Source organism: Arthrobacter sp. SRS-W-1-2016, from assembly GCF_002009585.1.
Lineage (GTDB): Bacteria > Actinomycetota > Actinomycetes > Actinomycetales > Micrococcaceae > Arthrobacter > Arthrobacter bambusae_A.
In genome coordinates this window covers 1-16,505 of sequence record NZ_MTPV01000042.1, presented here as the reverse complement: position 1 = coordinate 16,505, position 16,505 = coordinate 1, and the positions used below count along the sequence as shown (strand labels likewise).

16 protein-coding genes are annotated in these 16,505 nt (G+C 64.8%); 15 read left to right on the top strand and 1 reads right to left on the bottom strand.

Annotated features, from left to right (window positions below):
- Positions 1-105: 105 nt before the first annotated feature.
- The gene (locus tag BMF89_RS10280) at positions 106-594 is read right to left on the bottom strand and encodes an inorganic diphosphatase (RefSeq protein WP_078106994.1); all 489 of its coding nucleotides are present in this window, start codon (positions 592-594) and stop codon (positions 106-108) included.
- Positions 595-898: 304 nt separating this feature from the next.
- On the opposite strand from BMF89_RS10280, the gene dacB reads away from it, so the two are divergent.
- From dacB to BMF89_RS10205, 15 genes are all read left to right on the top strand, one after another.
- Positions 899-2,278 carry a D-alanyl-D-alanine carboxypeptidase/D-alanyl-D-alanine-endopeptidase gene (gene dacB / locus BMF89_RS10275; protein WP_253190783.1) on the top strand — a complete coding sequence of 460 codons (1,380 nt, stop codon included), beginning with the start codon at positions 899-901 and terminating at the stop codon, positions 2,276-2,278.
- Positions 2,279-2,354: 76 nt separating this feature from the next.
- Positions 2,355-3,458, top strand: coding sequence for a zinc-dependent metalloprotease (locus BMF89_RS10270; protein WP_241707690.1), 1,104 nt, complete (start codon positions 2,355-2,357; stop codon positions 3,456-3,458).
- Positions 3,459-3,562: 104 nt separating this feature from the next.
- On the top strand, positions 3,563-4,600 hold the full coding sequence (gene tilS, locus BMF89_RS10265) for a tRNA lysidine(34) synthetase TilS (protein WP_171983453.1): 1,038 nt from the start codon (positions 3,563-3,565) through the stop codon (positions 4,598-4,600).
- A 31-nt stretch (positions 4,601-4,631) separates the two neighbouring features.
- Positions 4,632-5,183, top strand: coding sequence for a hypoxanthine phosphoribosyltransferase (gene hpt / locus BMF89_RS10260; protein ID WP_078106991.1), 552 nt, complete (start codon positions 4,632-4,634; stop codon positions 5,181-5,183).
- 292 nt (positions 5,184-5,475) lie between these two features.
- Positions 5,476-7,545, top strand: coding sequence for an ATP-dependent zinc metalloprotease FtsH (gene ftsH / locus BMF89_RS10255; protein ID WP_078106990.1), 2,070 nt, complete (start codon positions 5,476-5,478; stop codon positions 7,543-7,545).
- A 10-nt stretch (positions 7,546-7,555) separates the two neighbouring features.
- Complete coding sequence (gene folE / locus BMF89_RS10250) at positions 7,556-8,218, top strand: GTP cyclohydrolase I FolE (RefSeq protein ID WP_078106989.1); 663 nt, start codon at positions 7,556-7,558, stop codon at positions 8,216-8,218.
- Positions 8,219-8,226: 8 nt separating this feature from the next.
- Complete coding sequence (gene folP / locus BMF89_RS10245) at positions 8,227-9,132, top strand: dihydropteroate synthase (RefSeq protein WP_078106988.1); 906 nt, start codon at positions 8,227-8,229, stop codon at positions 9,130-9,132.
- Between the two features lie 29 nt (positions 9,133-9,161).
- Positions 9,162-9,521 carry a dihydroneopterin aldolase gene (folB, locus tag BMF89_RS10240; RefSeq protein ID WP_078106987.1) on the top strand — a complete coding sequence of 120 codons (360 nt, stop codon included), beginning with the start codon at positions 9,162-9,164 and terminating at the stop codon, positions 9,519-9,521.
- Positions 9,518-10,057, top strand: coding sequence for a 2-amino-4-hydroxy-6-hydroxymethyldihydropteridine diphosphokinase (gene folK / locus BMF89_RS10235; protein ID WP_078106986.1), 540 nt, complete (start codon positions 9,518-9,520; stop codon positions 10,055-10,057). The genes folB and folK overlap by 4 nt, the downstream gene beginning before the upstream one ends.
- Before the next feature lie 3 nt (positions 10,058-10,060).
- Positions 10,061-10,582: a DUF3180 domain-containing protein gene (locus tag BMF89_RS10230; RefSeq protein ID WP_078106985.1), complete on the top strand. Its 522-nt coding sequence runs from the start codon at positions 10,061-10,063 to the stop codon at positions 10,580-10,582.
- Entirely contained in the window at positions 10,563-11,075 is a 513-nt protein-coding gene (locus tag BMF89_RS10225) for a PH domain-containing protein (RefSeq protein WP_078106984.1), read from the top strand. Before BMF89_RS10230 ends, BMF89_RS10225 begins: the two co-directional genes overlap by 20 nt.
- A complete protein-coding gene (locus tag BMF89_RS10220) occupies positions 11,072-12,565 on the top strand; it encodes a PH domain-containing protein (protein WP_078106983.1) in 1,494 nt (497 codons plus the stop codon). Before BMF89_RS10225 ends, BMF89_RS10220 begins: the two co-directional genes overlap by 4 nt.
- Complete coding sequence (locus BMF89_RS10215) at positions 12,558-13,508, top strand: DUF2520 domain-containing protein (protein WP_078106982.1); 951 nt, start codon at positions 12,558-12,560, stop codon at positions 13,506-13,508. Before BMF89_RS10220 ends, BMF89_RS10215 begins: the two co-directional genes overlap by 8 nt.
- Positions 13,509-13,510: 2 nt before the next feature.
- Positions 13,511-14,413: a pantoate--beta-alanine ligase gene (panC, locus tag BMF89_RS10210; protein ID WP_078106981.1), complete on the top strand. Its 903-nt coding sequence runs from the start codon at positions 13,511-13,513 to the stop codon at positions 14,411-14,413.
- Positions 14,414-14,548: 135 nt separating this feature from the next.
- Positions 14,549-15,997, top strand: coding sequence for a DHA2 family efflux MFS transporter permease subunit (locus BMF89_RS10205; protein ID WP_078106980.1), 1,449 nt, complete (start codon positions 14,549-14,551; stop codon positions 15,995-15,997).
- Positions 15,998-16,505 lie beyond the last annotated feature (508 nt).

Here is a 16,505-nt window from a genome sequence, read left to right as displayed (position 1 = left end):
CGCGCCCCCCCCCCCCCCCCACCCCCCCCCCCCCCCCGGGGGGGGGGGGGGGGGCGCCCCCCCCCCCCCCCCCCCCCCCCCCGCCGTCGTGCAGGTCGAATTGCTTTAGTGCGCGCTCGGAACGAAACGCTTGATGGAAGCTTCCAGCTCGGCTTCGGCGGCTGCGCGGTCGGCCCAGCCTTCAGCCTTGACCCACTTGCCCGGCTCAAGGTCCTTGTAACGGGTGAAGAAGTGCTCGATTTCCTTGATCAGGAATTCGCTGACATCCGTGATCTCCTGGATGTGGTCGAAGCGCGGATCGGCAGGAACGCACAGGACCTTGGCGTCTCCGCCGCCGTCGTCGGTCATGTTGAACACGCCGATGGGGCGGGACTCGACGATGACACCGGGGTACAGGTCGAAGTCCTGCAGGAGCACCAGTGCGTCCAGCGGGTCGCCGTCCTCACCCAGGGTGTTCTCGAAGAACCCGTAGTGGGTGGGGTACTGCATGGAGGTGAACAGGACGCGGTCCAGGCGGACGCGACCGGTCTCGTGGTCAACTTCGTACTTGACGCGCGACCCCTTGGGGATCTCGATCGTGACGTCGTGCTTCATGGAATGCTCCTTGGCGGTATTGGCATGGGCGCGGCAACAGAGCAGCCGACGCCGCCGACTACTATTGAGGATATAGCGAGAGGCCCAAGTTTCTTGAAACGGTGGGGACATTCAAGACTTTGAGGACTAAGGCTGCATGACGGGCGTTGACGAGGCGGGGGCTGAAAAGCAGGCTCCGGAACAGCAGGACACTCCGATTCTCAGGCCCAGGGGGCCGAGGGCCAGGAAATCCGCGTCGAAGGGCATCGTCCACTTTCTGCCACCTGCCTTGTTGACCTTGGTCATCGCGGTCTTGGCCGTGCCGATGGGACTCGGGATCGCAGCCGGATTAATTGGTCCCGGCTTTCCGGGGGCAGCTGGTGCGCCCGGCCCCAAGGTGCCGGACTGGCAACAGGTCCCCAAGCAGCTGAGCCGCACTCAGATCGTTGCCCCCTTGGACGCTTCCGCTCCGGTCCCGTTGCCGGCCGAAGTCACGAACCAGCTCAATGCCCTCTTGACCCCCGACGGCGGGGGAGACTTCACCGGCGTCGTCGAGGATGCGTTGACCGGGCTTCCGCTTTACGATCGCGACGGCGCCAAGAACCGGGTGCCGGCGTCCAACATGAAGTTGCTCACCGCAGTCGCGGCGCTGCGCGCGATCGGCCCGGAGACCCGCTTCAGCACGCGGGTCCTGGCGGGACCTTCGCCGTCGACCATCATCCTGAGCGCTGGAGGCGACGTCCTGCTCGGTGACGGCCCGTCCCAAGCCAATGAGGTGCTCGGCCATGCCGGTTTGGAGACCCTCGCGGCGGACACGGCAAAAGCTTTGCAGGACCGCGGCGTGAAGGGCCCGGTCACGGTGCAGTTGGACGATGGACTGTTCACCGGGCCTGCCTTGAACCCGTCATGGAGCCTCGACGATGTCGCTGCCGGGGAAACGGCGCCGGTCTTTCCGCTCGCCCTGAACTCGGCCCGGACAACCCCGGGGGCAACAAGCGGCCCGCGTCCGCAAGACGCCGCGCTCACCGCAGCCCAGGCTTTCGCGGGGAAGCTGCAAGCCGCGGGTGCCGCTGCTGGCTTCACGGTGGTCCCCGGTGTGGAACGAGCCGCAGCTCCAACCGGAAAGCAGGGCGTCCTCGCCAGCGCCGTGTCTGCCACCGTCCGCGAGCAGGTCGACTTGATGCTGGAAACGTCGGACAACTACCTCGCTGAGGTTTTCGGTCGGATGGCGGCGCTGTCCGAGGGAAAGCCGGGATCCAACGACGGCGCGACGGCGGCCGTGGGCGCCCAGCTCGCAGAACTCGGCGTCGCCTCGGACTCCATGCACTTGGCAGACGTGTCTGGCCTTGCCCTCGGCAACCAGGTGTCGGCGCGGCAGTTCGCGGACGTGGTCCGGGCCATTACCTCGGGACCGGACACCCGTCTCCGTGCCGCCCTCGCGGGGTTCCCGGTAGCCGGACTGACCGGGACGCTCGGCGACCGCTACACGGATGCGACCACCTCCCAAGGGGCGGGCCTGGTGCGGGCCAAGACCGGCACCTTGAATTCGGTGATCGCTTTGAGCGGCTACGTTGTGGACGCGAACGGCCGTCTCCTGGTCTTCTCCTTTATCGGCAACGGGCTGATGCCGGGCGCAGAAGGGAACAAGGTCGCGCTGGACAGGTCCGCCACGGCACTCGCGTCATGCGGTTGCCGGGCTGGCTGACGTCCCCGCTGCCTGACGTTCGCCGTTGAGCGAACTTAAGGGCGCAGATTCAGCCTGTTGTGGTCTTATGGTTCATATGGAGTCTCAGCAGCAAGCCCAGTCCCTCATCAACTGGGAGCTGGCCGCCTCCACGGCTGCCCGGCTCGCTCCCCCCGGTCCACCGCTGAGTCCGGCCCAAATCGGTAAAGCCGTGGACAGCTTGCGTTTCAGCGCGGACATCTCGGTACCGCATGTGCATGACATCACTGGTTTGGAAGCCGCGCGCGACCTCCGCGATTCCCATGTCCTGGTAGTTGACCGGGCGTCCTGGGCGAAGGCCAATACCCAGAGTTTCGCCGTGATGCTCCAGCCGGCCCTTCAGCAAATGCTGGACTCCCGGCGCGGCCCGGCGATGACACCGGCTGCGGCGGCCGCGAGCGGCGCCATTACCGGCGCGCAGCTCGGGGCCGTGCTCGCCTTCTTGTCGAGCAAGGTCTTGGGCCAATACGATCCCTTCGCGGCCCTCGCCCCGGACTCGAAAGCGCCGCCTGCCGGCCGGCTTTTGCTCGTGGCTCCGAACATCATCTCTGTGGAGCGCGAGCTCAACGTTGATCCGGACGATTTCCGGCTCTGGGTTTGCCTTCACGAACAGACCCACCGGGTGCAGTTCGCTGCCGCGCCTTGGCTCCGGACCCACATGCTCGAGGAAATCGAGCGCCTCAGCGCCAACCTGATCGGCAATGTGGACTCCATCATGGATCGTGCCACTGCGGCCGCGCGGTCCTTGCGCGACCGCTCCACCGGCGCCACTCCTGGCCGCGGGGCCATCTTGGACCTGCTCCAAAACCCCGAGGAAAAGGCATCGCTCTCGCATCTCACGGCAGTCATGAGCCTGCTGGAAGGCCACGCCAATGTTGTGATGGACGCCGTCGATTCCACCCTGGTCCCCTCGGTGAAGACCATTAGGCAGCGCTTCAGCTCGCGGGGCAAGGACCGCGGAATGATCGAGAAATTCATCCGTAACATCCTCGGCCTGGATGCCAAGATGCGCCAGTACAGCGACGGCGCCAAGTTCGTCCGTGAAGTGGTTGCGGTGGCCGGCATGGAGGGCTTGAACCGGGTCTGGGAATCGGCCGAAAAACTGCCTACCGAAGCCGAAATCCACGACTCCAAGCTGTGGCTTGAGCGGATGGGGCTGTGACCGCAGGCACCACATCGGGTACCGGCGCAAGCGGTAGAAGCGATCCAAGCAGCGGACGACGACGTCCCGGGCGTTTGGCGCCGGTCGTCGGCAAGGCGCGGAACATGGTGCAGGACGCGCTGGCCTCCGCAGGCTATCCCGAGCGGATCCTCGTCGCTTGCAGCGGCGGCCCGGACTCCTTGGCACTTGCTTCGGTGGCGGCCTACTTTGCCCGTCGGGGCCGCGTGCAGGGCCACCCCGTGCGTGTTTCCGCCGTCGTGGTCGACCATCAGCTGCAAGCAGGCTCGGGCGAGGTCGCGGCGCGAACCGTGGCGATCCTGGAGGACCTGGGCCTCTCGCCCGTCCAGCTACGGACCGTGGAGGTGGCCGCTGCCGGGTTCGGGCCCGAGGCGGCGGCACGCGATGCCCGGCACGCGGCCCTTGAAGCGGCGGCCGCCGAACTCGATTGTGGAGCGATCCTGCTCGGGCACACTCTGGACGACCAAGCCGAACAGGTCCTGCTGGGCCTCGCGCGAGGCTCGGGAACCCGCTCCCTCGCCGGGATGCGTCCGGCGCGCGGCAAGCTCCTTCGTCCTTTCCTTGGCCTGCGCCGATCAGAAACGCTCGAAATCTGCGAGGTCGAGGAACTCGAAGCCTGGCACGATCCCAGCAACGCGGACCCCGCCTTCGCCCGCTCGCGGACCCGGGTGGAGGTGATGCCCTTGCTTGAGGACAAGCTGGGGCCCGGCGTTGCCGAGTCGCTCGCCCGTACAGCCGCGATCCTCCAGCAGGACGCTGACTTCCTGGAGCAGCTTGCCGCAGAGAGTTATGCGGGACTCGTGAACCGGAGCGACGACGGCGTGTGGCTCCCCGAAGGCGCCTTGAGGGAGTTGTCCCCGGCCCTGAGGTTCCGGGTGATCGCCAAGGCTGCGGCCGACGTCGGGGGCCAACAGCCCGGCTATGGGCGGCTCCAGGCAGCCGAAGCGTTGCTGCGCCGGCAGGGATCGGCGGGACCCGTGCAGCTTCCCGGAAGCGTCAGCGTCTATCGTGTATCCCTCAGCGAATTGGGGCGGGAGGCCCCAGCGCGGGGAACTGCCGTTCCCCGCGAAGGCGGCGGCTGTGGGAAGCTAGTATTCCGGCATCAAAGATCGCCCCAACAGTAGCCGCACCCACGCATCAACACAGGAGCCATTGGTGGATTCAAACGACGTCCAGGCAGACCTCAAACACGTTCTCTACACCAAGGAGCAGATCCAGCAACGGATCGCCGAACTTGCTGCACAGATTGACAAGGACTACGAGGGCCGTGAGCTGCTGATCGTCGGCGTGCTCAAGGGCGCCGTCATGGTCATGGCAGACCTTGCGCGTGCGCTGCACAGCCACGTCAGCATGGATTGGATGGCGGTGTCCTCCTACGGCTCCGGGACCCAGTCCTCCGGCGTCGTGCGCATCCTCAAGGACCTTGATACCGACCTCATGGGCAAGGATGTCCTGATTGTCGAAGACATCATCGATTCCGGCCTGACCCTCTCCTGGCTCAAGACCAACCTCGAGTCGCGGGGCACCGCTTCCGTGGAAATCTGCACCGCGTTCCGCAAGCCCACGGCCGCCAAGGTGGAGATCGACGTCAGGTACGTCGGCTATGACATCCCCAACGAATTCGTCGTCGGCTATGGACTGGATTACGCCGAGAAGTACCGCAATCTGGACTTTGTGGGAACCCTCGCACCGCACGTATACGAGTAACTCTTCCCGCAGCGAACCACCGCGTATTTTTCGCGGAACGAAAGCGGCTTCCTGTTCGGGAGGCCGCTTCGCTGTGTGTGCAGTGGCGTCGGGGGATCCTGAAAGAACCATGGATTTCTCCCGCGGGCTTCCGGAATTCCCTGTTGATGTACGCCTAGAGGGAACTTTTGCCTCTTACTGTGCGTGAATCACTCCGAACGGTGTAAAGCTAGAAACTGACGCAGCACCACACGCGCGCAGAAGCTGCGCCGTGCAGCACTACCAGGAGGGACGGGGCGGAGCCCCCGAACAGATGAAAGCTAAGAGTTTCTTCAAGGGCCCGGGCATCTGGATTGTTGTCGTAGTCGGCTTGCTCCTGGTGGCATTTGCAACCCTTGCCCCCGGCGGATCCACCCGAATCGACACCGATAAGGGCCTCGCGATCCTCGCCCAGAGCGGCAAGGTGGACCAGGCCAAAATCTACGATGCCGAGAACCGAGTTGACCTGACGCTGAAAGACAACCTCGTCATCGACGGCCAGGACAAGGGCAAGAACGTCCAGTTCTTCTATGTCACGGCGCGGGCCGGGGACGTCGTCAAGGCCGTCACCAATGCGCAGCCATCCGGCGGCTTCACGGACCAGCCCGTCGAAAACAACTGGTTCTCCGGACTGTTCTCGCTCCTCGTCCCCGTGCTCCTGCTGGGTGTGCTTTTCTGGTTCCTGCTCTCGCGCATGCAAGGCGGCGGCTCCAAGGTGATGCAGTTCGGCAAGTCGAAGGCCAAGCTGGTCAACAAGGACATGCCGCAAGTCACCTTCGCGGATGTGGCCGGTGCGGACGAAGCCGTCGAGGAACTTCAGGAGATCAAGGAATTCCTCGCAGAACCGGCAAAGTTCCAGGCCGTTGGCGCCAAGATCCCGAAGGGCGTGCTGCTCTACGGCCCTCCGGGCACCGGCAAGACCCTCCTTGCCCGCGCCGTCGCAGGCGAGGCCGGCGTCCCGTTCTTCTCCATCTCGGGCTCGGACTTCGTTGAAATGTTCGTAGGCGTTGGTGCTTCCCGTGTCCGCGACCTCTTCGAGCAAGCCAAAGCCAATGCGCCCGCCATCATTTTCGTTGACGAGATCGACGCCGTTGGACGTCACCGCGGCGCTGGCATCGGCGGCGGCAACGACGAGCGCGAACAGACCCTTAACCAGCTTCTGGTCGAAATGGACGGCTTCGACGTCAAGACCAACGTCATCCTGATCGCGGCAACCAACCGTCCGGACGTCCTGGACCCTGCACTGCTGCGCCCAGGCCGTTTCGACCGCCAGATCACCGTCGAAGCACCGGACTTGATTGGTCGCGAGCAGATCCTGAACGTCCATGCCAAGGGCAAGCCGATGGCCCACGGCGTCGACCTCAAGGGCGTCGCGAAGAAGACCCCGGGCTACACGGGTGCGGACCTTGCCAACGTGCTGAACGAGGCCGCCCTCCTGACCGCCAGGTCCAATGCCAACCTGATTGACGACCGCGCCCTGGACGAGGCAATCGACCGTGTCATGGCCGGCCCGCAGAAGCGTAGCCGCGTCATGAAGGAAATGGAACGGAAGATCACCGCCTACCACGAAGGCGGCCATGCCCTGGTGGCGGCAGCCCTTCGCAATTCCGCCCCTGTCACGAAGATCACCATCCTGCCCCGAGGCCGCGCCCTCGGCTACACGATGGTTGTCCCGGAGGACGACAAGTACTCGATCACGCGCAATGAACTCCTGGACCAGATGGCCTATGCCATGGGTGGGCGTGTTGCAGAGGAAATCGTCTTCCACGACCCCTCGACGGGCGCTTCGAACGACATCGAGAAGGCCACCGGAACGGCCCGCAAGATGGTCACCCAGTTCGGCATGAGCGAGCGCATCGGCGCCGTGAAGCTTGGCGCAGGTGGCGGCGAGCCTTTCCTGGGCCGGGACATGGCGCAGGAACGCAACTACTCCGACTCGGTCGCGTACATCGTCGACGAGGAAGTGCGCCGCCTGATCGACCAGGCCCACGACGAGGCCTACGCCATCCTCACCGAGAACCGCGACGTCCTGGACCGGTTGGCCCTCGAACTGCTTGAGCGCGAAACGCTGAACCAGGCGGAGATCGCCCACATCTTCCGCGACATCCGCAAGCGCGACTTCCGCGAGGTGTGGCTCTCCAAGGAATCCCGCCCGGTCCAGACCATCCCGCCGGTGGAATCCCGCGCAGAGAAGGCTGAACGTGAGGCCCAGGAAGAGGCCAAGGCCGCTCGTCTCGAAGAGCCTTTGGACGCTCAGTCCCCGCATCCGCAGGGAGTCGGCAGCCAGGAGTCATTTACGGGCCAGGGACCGGACGCGGGCACCGACGTTTCGCATCAAGGCTAAGCTTTCTGCTGTGACTCACATCGACGACGACGACTTCAGCGGTGCCGCCAGTGATGACCTTGGCGGCACCTCCGGGGGAAAATCAGGTGGCCACGGCCATCACTCATATAAGGTCGACCGCCCCCGTATAGAGGCGGCCGTACGCGAGATCCTCATCGCCGTGGGCGAGGACCCGGACCGTGGCGGACTGGTGGATACGCCGAAGCGCGTTGCCAAGGCTTACGCCGAGGTCTTCGCTGGCCTGCACCAGGATCCCGAGGACGTCCTGTCCACCACGTTCGACCTCGACCATGAGGAACTCGTGCTGGTCAAGGACATCCCGTTCTATTCCACGTGCGAGCACCATTTGGTGCCGTTCCACGGCGTCGCGCACGTTGGATACATCCCTTCCCACGACGGCAAAGTGACCGGGCTGAGCAAGCTGGCCCGTCTCGTCGACATTTACGCCCGCCGTCCGCAGGTGCAGGAACGCCTGACCACCCAGATCGTCGAAGCGCTCGTGACCCACCTCAAACCCCGGGGCGCGATCGTCGTCGTCGAATGCGAACACATGTGCATGTCCATGCGTGGCATTCGCAAGCCCGGCGCCAAGACCGTCACCAGCGCAGTGCGCGGGCAACTTCATGACCCGGCCACCCGTGCCGAAGCCATGAGCCTCATACTCGGAAGGTAACAAAGATCATGGATTCCCTCGCAGCAGCACCAGGAACGGGCCCGGCTACCAGCCCCCTGCCCATTCTCCGCAAACCCCGTCCAGCGGCCCGCTTCGCGGACCTGCCGGCCGACCGCACGCTTGTCATGGGAATTCTGAACGTCACGCCGGATTCATTCAGCGACGGCGGCAAGCACCCCACTGCGGACACCGCCATCGCCCACGCATTGCGGATGTTGTACTCCGGAGCGGACATCATCGACGTCGGCGGCGAATCGACCCGCCCGGGCGCAGAGCCCGTCTCCCCGGAAGAAGAACAACGGCGGGTCTTGCCGGTGATCCAGGCACTCGTGAAGGCCGGGGCACTCGTCAGCATCGACACGACGCACGCGTCGACGGCCGCCGCGGCTGTGGAGGCCGGCGCGGCGATCATCAACGACGTCTCCGGGTTGAGCCTCGAACCTGAGATGGCCGAACTCGTCGCACGTACCAAGGTGCCCTATGTCTTGACGCATCGCCGAGGCGACGCCGAAACCATGAACAGCCTTGCCGACTACGGAAATGTCGTGGAGGAAGTCATCGAGGAGCTCAAGGGCGTCCGCGACAAGCTCTACGCGGCAGGCGTCACGGCGGAACAAATCATTGTGGATCCCGGCCTGGGCTTCTCCAAGGACGAGGACCAGAACTGGCAACTCCTCAAGTACATCGGCAGGCTGGACGAACTGGGCCACAAGGTCCTGATCGGAGCTTCACGCAAACGCTTCCTCGGGACGCTCCTGACCGTGGCCGGCAAGGCGGCGGCGCCGGAGGAACGGGACCATGCCACCGCTGCCATCACCGCTATCTGTGCCGCGAACGGTGCTTGGGCCGTGCGCGTCCACGACGTCGGCCCCAGCCTTGACGCCGTCAAGGTCGCCGCACGCATCAGACACTAAACTTGGTGAACAGAGGGGGAGGAACCGGTTTGGACAAGATCACACTGACCGGCGTGACCGCCGTCGGGCATCACGGCGTCTTCGACTTCGAGCGCCGTGACGGCCAGCCGTTCGTCGTCGACGCGGTGCTGTACACCGATTTCAGCAAGGCCGCGGAAACAGATGACCTGCAGTTCACGGCGCACTACGGCGAAGTCGCCGAGTACATAACGTCCGTCATTTCGGGCGAGCCACTCAACCTGATCGAGGCCCTCGCGGTGCGGATCGCCGAGGGGATCCTGGCGGGCTTCAACGTCGCCGCCATCGATGTCACAGTCCACAAACCCAAGGCACCCATCGAAGTTCCCTTCGGTGACGTCACGGTCAGTGTCCACAGGGAGCGTGCATGACCTCCCGATTCACCAAAGCCATCCTGGCCCTCGGCAGCAACCTGGGCGAGCGGAACGACACCCTGTCCACCGCCGTTGCCGACCTCGTTGACCGCCCGGAAATCCGCCTGCTCGGGGTCTCTCCCGTGGTGCAGACCAAAGCCGTGGGCGGACCGGTGGGGCAACCGGATTTCCTCAACATGGTGATTGCCATTGAGACGACCCTTGCGCCGCTGGACCTCCTCCAGCACTGCCACGACGTCGAGCAAATCCACCATCGGGTCCGCGAGGTCCGCTGGGGCCCCCGCACTTTGGATGTGGACATCATCGTCTATGGCGAACTCACCAGCGACGACGAAACCTTGACCCTGCCGCATCCTCGGGCCGCCGGGCGCGCCTTCGTGCTCTATCCGTGGGCTCTCCTGGACCCTGCAGCGCGGCTCAACGGTGAGAGCGTCGCCGATCTGGCCGCCAAAGCCGAGGACTTTCCAGGCCTCCGGCCGTTCGACGGTTTCGACGGATCCGGCAGCGTCGCTGCCGCAGGAGCGGTGGAATAGTCCATGAAGGCCATGCGTCCGCTCTTGTTGGCGATCATCGCCGTCGTTCTCGCCGCAATTGGCTGGCTGGCTACCGTGCTCACCACGCGCTACAGCATGGCGACGCCGGTGCTTCCTCCTTCCGCGTTGGTGACCATGGGTGTCATTGCCGTGCTGACGTTGATCATGGGCATCCGTGTCCTACGCTGGCGCAACGGCAAGAAGAAGACCATGCTCAACCCCATCCTGGCCGCGCGAACCCTGATCCTGGCCCAGGCCTGCGCCTATGCGGGCACCGTGCTGCTCGGCTGGCACGTGGGAATCGTGATTGAGCAGCTCCGGCTCTGGAGCCTCCGCAGCGACCAGGGAATCTTCTGGCTCGCGCTCATCATGGGCGGCGGAGGGCTCATCATGACCATAGTGGGGCTCGTCGTGGAGCGGTTCTGCCGGATCCCGCCCGAGGACCTGGAAGGCGGGCCCGGCATCAGGGATTCACGGCATCGCGAGGCCAAGGGCGAAGGCGAATATGCGTACCGTGGCGATTGATCCTCCCGGGATCCAGTGGTTGCGCGTTTCGCCGAAATACGTGACGGTGCGGCTCGTCGAGTGGGCCATCGGCAACCTGGTCATGGTCGGCCTGTTCAGCCTGCCCTTGCTTTTCGTGGAACTGGGGTGGTGGAGGTGGCCGCCGCTGTGGCTCGCCGTCGCCGTTCCAGCGGCCCTTTTGTTGCTCGCCCTGTGGCGGCTCGTGTTGATCCCGAGGCAAGTGAAGGCCATCGGCTACGCGGAACGCGACGACGACCTCCTGATCCGCCGCGGTATCTTCTTCCAGCGGACCATGGTGGTTCCCTACGGCCGGATGCAGTACGTCGATGTCGCGGTTGGGCCAGTCGAGCGGCTCTTGGGACTGTGCACCCTCAAACTCCACACCGCTTCCACTGGAACCAACGCCCACTTGCCCGGACTTCCCGCTGCTGAAGGCGCACGGCTGCGCGAGCAGCTCTCGGCCCGAGGCGAAGCGAGGCTGGCCGGGCTGTGACCCAGGAACAGACCGTCGTCGACGGCGATTGGCACCGCGTGCACCCGGCGTCGCCCTTCGTGCGCGGATGGGTGGCGCTGGCGGCGATCGTCTATTTCTTCGGCCGCGATACCTTCGAGCGAGCCCTCCAAGGCCGCGGGACCATTGGGGACAACTTCAATGAACGCACGCTCTGGCTCCTGGCCGGGGGCGGCGTCGTGTTGTTGCTGGCTTTGGGCTCGTTCCTTCTCAGCTGGTATTTCACCCGTTATCAGCTCGCCGAGGGTTACGTCCGGGTCAATACCGGTTTCCTTTTCAAGCAGCAGCGCCAGGCACGGCTTGACCGCGTTCAGGCCATCGACATCGTGCAGCCGCTGCTCGCCCGCATTTTCGGGCTCGCGGAGCTGAAGTTCGAGGTGGCCGACGCAGGCCATTCGGCCGTGCGGCTTTCCTACCTCAGGCTCGCGCAGGCCAAACAGCTCCGCGCCACTATCCTGGGCCGGGCTGCCGGCATTGCTGACGGGAGCGAAACAGTCGAGGTGCCCGAGGCACCCGAACAGGTGGTGCTCTACCTCCCGCCTGGAAGGCTTGTCGGCTCGCTGATCCTGAGCGAGCAGAGCTTCTTCATTGTGCTCAGCGCCATCGCGTCGGTGCTGCTCTCAGTATTGACCGAGTCCCGGGCCTTCATCCTCTACTTGATTCCAGCAATCCTCGGCTTGGGTACCGCCTACTGGCGTTCGTTCAACACGGGCTACAACTTCACCGCGGCAATATCCCCGGACGGCATCCGCCTGCGCTACGGACTCCTGGACACCCGGGCCCAGACCGTGCCTCCCGGCCGCATCCAGGCCCTCAAGGTCACGCAGCCGCCGTTGTGGCGCATTCTCGGCTGGTACCGGATCCACGTGAACGTTGCCGGCTACGGCGAACATCGCCGTAGCGAAGGGGAGCACCGCACCATGTTGCTTCCAGTCGGGCGGAAGTCCGAGGTGATGATGATGCTCTCGCTCGTGCTGCCCGATCCCGGTACCGCAGACCCCGAGCGCGTCTTCACGGCCGGGCTGACCGGCCTGGACTCCGAGGCAGGATTTGTCACCACACCCAGGCGTGCCTGGATTCTTTCCCCGTTGGGCTGGCGGCGCAACGGCTTCCTGTCAACGGAGACCGCCCTGTTGCTGCGCTCCGGCCGTTTGTGGCGGAAGTTGGTGGTGGTCCCGCATCAACGAACCCAGTCCATCGCGCTCCACCAAGGTCCCCTGGCCCGGCTCTTCGGCGTGGCCGACCTTGTGCTGCATACGACTCCAGGGCCTGTGGCGCCCCGGCTCATCCAGGCAGCCACAGAGCAGGCGGTCGGCGTATTCGACCAGCAGGCCGCCCGGGCCCGGAAAGCCCGCAAACTGCAGAGCAGCGAACAATGGCTGGCGCAACTGCCGCCCACGGCGCTGCCGGCCCCGCCAAGCACGCATGCCATCCAGCATGCATCGACCCAGGAGGAACCAGACCATGGCTAGGCCAGGACGACTCGGCGTAGGAATCATCGGCGCCGGCAAGGTGGGTGCCGTCTTGGGTGCGGCCCTGCGCGGGGCCGAGCACGCCGTCGTCGGGGTTTCCGCCGTGTCGGAGGCGAGCCGGGAGCGGGCGGAGACCCTGCTGCCGGGGGTCCCGATCCTTGAAATCCAGGAAATCGTGGAGCGGTCCGAGTTGGTGCTCCTGGCCGTCCCGGACGACGCCCTCGGTGAACTCGTGGCCGGACTGGCCAAGCTTGGAGCATGGCAGCCCGGGCAACTCGTGGCGCACACTTCCGGCCGCTTCGGCGTCGGAATACTGAAGCCGGTCCGCGCTGCAGGTGCCATTCCGCTCGCCCTCCACCCGGCCATGACGTTCACGGGCATGAGCCTGGACCTTACCCGGCTCATGGACTGCACCTTCGGGGTCACCGCCGACGCCGCGATGTTGCCCATCGCCCAAGCACTCGTGGTGGAGATGGGCGCCGAACCAGTGGCCATCGCCGAGGCTGACCGCACGCTCTACCACGCAGCCCTCGCGCACAGCTCGAACCACCTGGTCACCCTCGTGGCCCAGTCATCCCAGCTGCTTCGGGACATCGGCGTCGACGCGCCGGAACGCATGCTCGGCCCGCTGCTCCGCGCCACCTTGGAGAACGCGCTGGCCTCAGGCGAATCCGCGTTGACCGGGCCCGTGGCCCGCGGGGATGTGGGGACTGTCGCCGCCCATGCGGAGGCCCTCAAGGAGTACGACGGCGGTGCGGGCGGCGACGTGCTCGCTGCTTACCGGGCCATGGCGCGGGCCACTGCCCGCCGGGCTGTCAATCGCGGACTGCTCAAAGAGGGTCAGCTCGGTGACATCAACAACGCATTGGACGGCCCAGGTGCGCCGGACAACGGTGAAGACCGTCCAGGCAACGACGCTGCCGGGACGCAGGAAGGAAACTGACCATGGCCATCAAACTCGTCACCACCTCAGCGGAACTGCGGGCCGAAAGTGCGCGGTTGCTCGCTGAAAAGCGCGGCAGCTCGCAAGGCCTCGTCCCCACGATGGGTGCGCTGCACACAGGTCACGCAGCACTGGCCCGCACCGCCGTCGAGCAGAACGACGTGGTGGTGGCCTCCATCTTCGTCAACCCCCTGCAGTTCGGCGAGGCCGCGGACCTTGAACGCTACCCGCGCACGCTTGATGCCGATATGGCGCTCCTTGACGCCGAGGGCGTGGACCTCGTCTTCGCCCCTTCCGTGGAAGAGGTCTACCCCGGCGGGGAGCCGCTGGTCCGGGTGACCTCGGGACCCCTGGGCGAGAAATGGGAGGGAGCCTCGCGCCCCGGCCACTTCGACGGCGCCCTCACAGTGGTCGCCAAACTGCTGCACTACGGTCTGCCTGGCGGTCCAGCCGCCGACGGCGGTGCTGCCGCGTACCGCGCGTACTTCGGCCAAAAGGATGCCCAGCAGTTGGCCCTGGTGAAGCGGATGGTGGCAGATCTCAGCTTCCCGGTGGACATCGTGGCTGTGCCTACCGTGCGCAATGCGGAAGGGCTGGCGCTTTCCAGCCGGAACCGCTTCCTTTCCGAAGAAGAGCGGGAAGCGGCCTTGGCGCTGTCCCGTGCCCTCCGCCTTCTCGAGTCCCACGCCCTGGCGAACGAGCCGCTCGAGCTGGACACCGCCGTCGCGCTCGTCGAATCGCAGCCCCTCGTGAAGCTGGACTATTTCGATGTCGTCGATCCCCGCACGCTGGAACCGCTCGCGGAAAACTGCAAGGAAACTCCGTTCCGGGGTGAAGGGCTTGCGATCATTGCGGCGCAGGTCGGACCCGTACGGTTGATCGACAACGTGCCGCTGAGTTCCTGACATTTAACATCCGGATGACTCTGCGCAAACGTTTGGATTAAACTGCTGACGGGAATGCGGTTGAGGCTTAGACTGTTGCAATCTTCACCGGTGCCGAGCGCCGGACACCACCGCACCCACAGCTGAGGAATCCTCATGTCTACCGACGTCACATCAGACGGGTCCGGCAGCCCCGCACCGGAAACGGGGACACAGCACGCCAGGGACACGATGTCGCGCGAGTCTGTCACCGTCATTGTCACGCTCCTTGTGGCCACCTTCGTGGTGATCCTCAACGAGACCATCATGAACGTCGCCCTGCAGCGGCTCATGACGGACCTCAACGTCGACGCGCCCACGGTCCAGTGGCTCTCCACCGGATTCATGCTGACCATGGCCGTGGTCATACCCACCACCGGCTTCATCCTCCAGAGGCTCACCACTCGGGCTGCGTTCCTCTTTGCCATCGGACTGTTCAGCAGCGGCACCCTGCTCGCGGCTCTAGCCCCTGGGTTTGGGGTGCTCTTGTTGGCACGCATCGTCCAAGCCGGCGGCACGGCAATCATGCTCCCGCTCCTCATGACAACCATCTTGACCTTGGTGCCCTTGTCCCGCCGCGGCGCGGTGATGGGCAACGTGACCATTGCGATTTCGGTTGCGCCCGCCTTGGGCCCCACGGTTTCCGGGATCATCCTTGACCATTTCTCCTGGCGGTTCATGTTCGTCTTCGTACTGCCGGTGGCCCTGTTGGCCATGGGCATCGGTGCCAAGTTCCTGACGAACGTGGGCGAGCGTGGCAATGTGAGGCTTGACTTCGTCTCGGTGGTCCTGACCGTTCCTGCTTTCGGCGGATTGGTCTATGGACTGAGCCAGATCGGCGGCCACGCCGGGGCGACTGCCTTGCCGATCGCTGCGCTCGTGACCGGAGTGCTGTGCATGGTGGCGTTCGTCTTCCGCCAGCTCAAGTTGCAGAAGTCCGACGCGCCCCTCCTGGACCTCAGGGCATTCAACTTCCGCATGTTCACGGTCTCGGTGCTGCTCATGGTGGTTGCCATGATGGCCCTGTTCGGCGGAGTGATCCTGCTGCCGCTCTACCTGCAGAACGTCCTCCACCTGCAGCCGATGGAGACCGGCCTTGCGCTTCTTCCTGGCGGCTTGGCGATGGGCCTGCTCGGTCCGGTGGTCGGTAGGTTGTTCGACAAGATCGGACCGCTCCCACTGACTGTGACGGGATCCATCCTGTTGGTACTCACGCTGTGGCAGTTCTCGATGCTCACCGCGAGCAGCCCCCTGTGGTGGGTCGTGGTCCTTTACGCAGTACTTAGCCTGGGCTTGGCTTTGCTGTTCACCCCGGCGTTCACTACTGGACTCAACCCGCTCCCGCCCCACCTCTATTCGCACGGCTCGGCAATCATGAGCACCCTGCAGCAGGTAGCGGGAGCCGCAGGGACCGCACTCCTGGTTTCGATCTTCGCCGTGGTCTCGGCTGCGTCCGGCTTTGTTGCCGGGATGCAGGCAGCGTTCCTGACCGCCACCTTGATTGCGGTGGTTGCCGTCGTGCTGTCCACCATGATGCGCAAGACCGAGGGAGCAGCCGGGCACTAGCCCGCTTGCTCGCTTGCTTGCCTGCTTGCCTGCTTGTGGGGCGGGTTGTTTGTGATGCACGGCATGTTTGCGGATTACGCCCCGGACGGCGTTGATTCGGGTGGTGTTTGGGGCCGAATTCCGCGTGTTGTAGCGGGTTTTGAAATGTGGGATGGCGATGCAGGGGTGATTTGCCTCGGGCATTGGGGGTGTGTAGACTAGATCGAGTCGCCGCCGCTGATGCGGAAAAATTGCGACGGACCCCCTTCCAATTGGAAACCATTTTACTGGTTCGCTTTGTTGCGTTCGGGTGTGGTTTCCGGGGGTCGCGGATGGTGTTTTGTCCGGTGCGGTTCCTGGTTTCGGGAGTTGTGCCGGGGGAGCGTGTCTGGTAAGTTTGGGAAGTTGCTCCGGAGCGATCTTGGACCCTTGTGGGTGTGGGTGGTGCCGGGTGTGTCTGTTGTTTGAGAACTCAATAGTGTGCCAAGTTTGTTGATACCGATTTGTTTTTATGGATTGGTTGATTTTG

What these genes read in the sequence shown, in the direction of transcription:
- BMF89_RS10280 (WP_078106994.1), bottom strand. Translation starts at nt 594, where the DNA reads ATGAAGCACGACGTCACGATCGAGATCCCCAAGGGGTCGCGCGTCAAG.
- BMF89_RS10215 (WP_078106982.1), top strand. Translation starts at nt 12,558, where the DNA reads ATGGCTAGGCCAGGACGACTCGGCGTAGGAATCATCGGCGCCGGCAAG.
- BMF89_RS10225 (WP_078106984.1), top strand. Translation starts at nt 10,563, where the DNA reads ATGCGTACCGTGGCGATTGATCCTCCCGGGATCCAGTGGTTGCGCGTT.
- dacB (WP_253190783.1), top strand. Translation starts at nt 899, where the DNA reads ATGGGACTCGGGATCGCAGCCGGATTAATTGGTCCCGGCTTTCCGGGG.
- folK (WP_078106986.1), top strand. Translation starts at nt 9,518, where the DNA reads ATGACCTCCCGATTCACCAAAGCCATCCTGGCCCTCGGCAGCAACCTG.
- ftsH (WP_078106990.1), top strand. Translation starts at nt 5,476, where the DNA reads ATGAAAGCTAAGAGTTTCTTCAAGGGCCCGGGCATCTGGATTGTTGTC.
- BMF89_RS10205 (WP_078106980.1), top strand. Translation starts at nt 14,549, where the DNA reads ATGTCTACCGACGTCACATCAGACGGGTCCGGCAGCCCCGCACCGGAA.
- tilS (WP_171983453.1), top strand. Translation starts at nt 3,563, where the DNA reads ATGGTGCAGGACGCGCTGGCCTCCGCAGGCTATCCCGAGCGGATCCTC.
- BMF89_RS10270 (WP_241707690.1), top strand. Translation starts at nt 2,355, where the DNA reads ATGGAGTCTCAGCAGCAAGCCCAGTCCCTCATCAACTGGGAGCTGGCC.
- panC (WP_078106981.1), top strand. Translation starts at nt 13,511, where the DNA reads ATGGCCATCAAACTCGTCACCACCTCAGCGGAACTGCGGGCCGAAAGT.
- BMF89_RS10230 (WP_078106985.1), top strand. Translation starts at nt 10,061, where the DNA reads ATGAAGGCCATGCGTCCGCTCTTGTTGGCGATCATCGCCGTCGTTCTC.
- folP (WP_078106988.1), top strand. Translation starts at nt 8,227, where the DNA reads ATGGATTCCCTCGCAGCAGCACCAGGAACGGGCCCGGCTACCAGCCCC.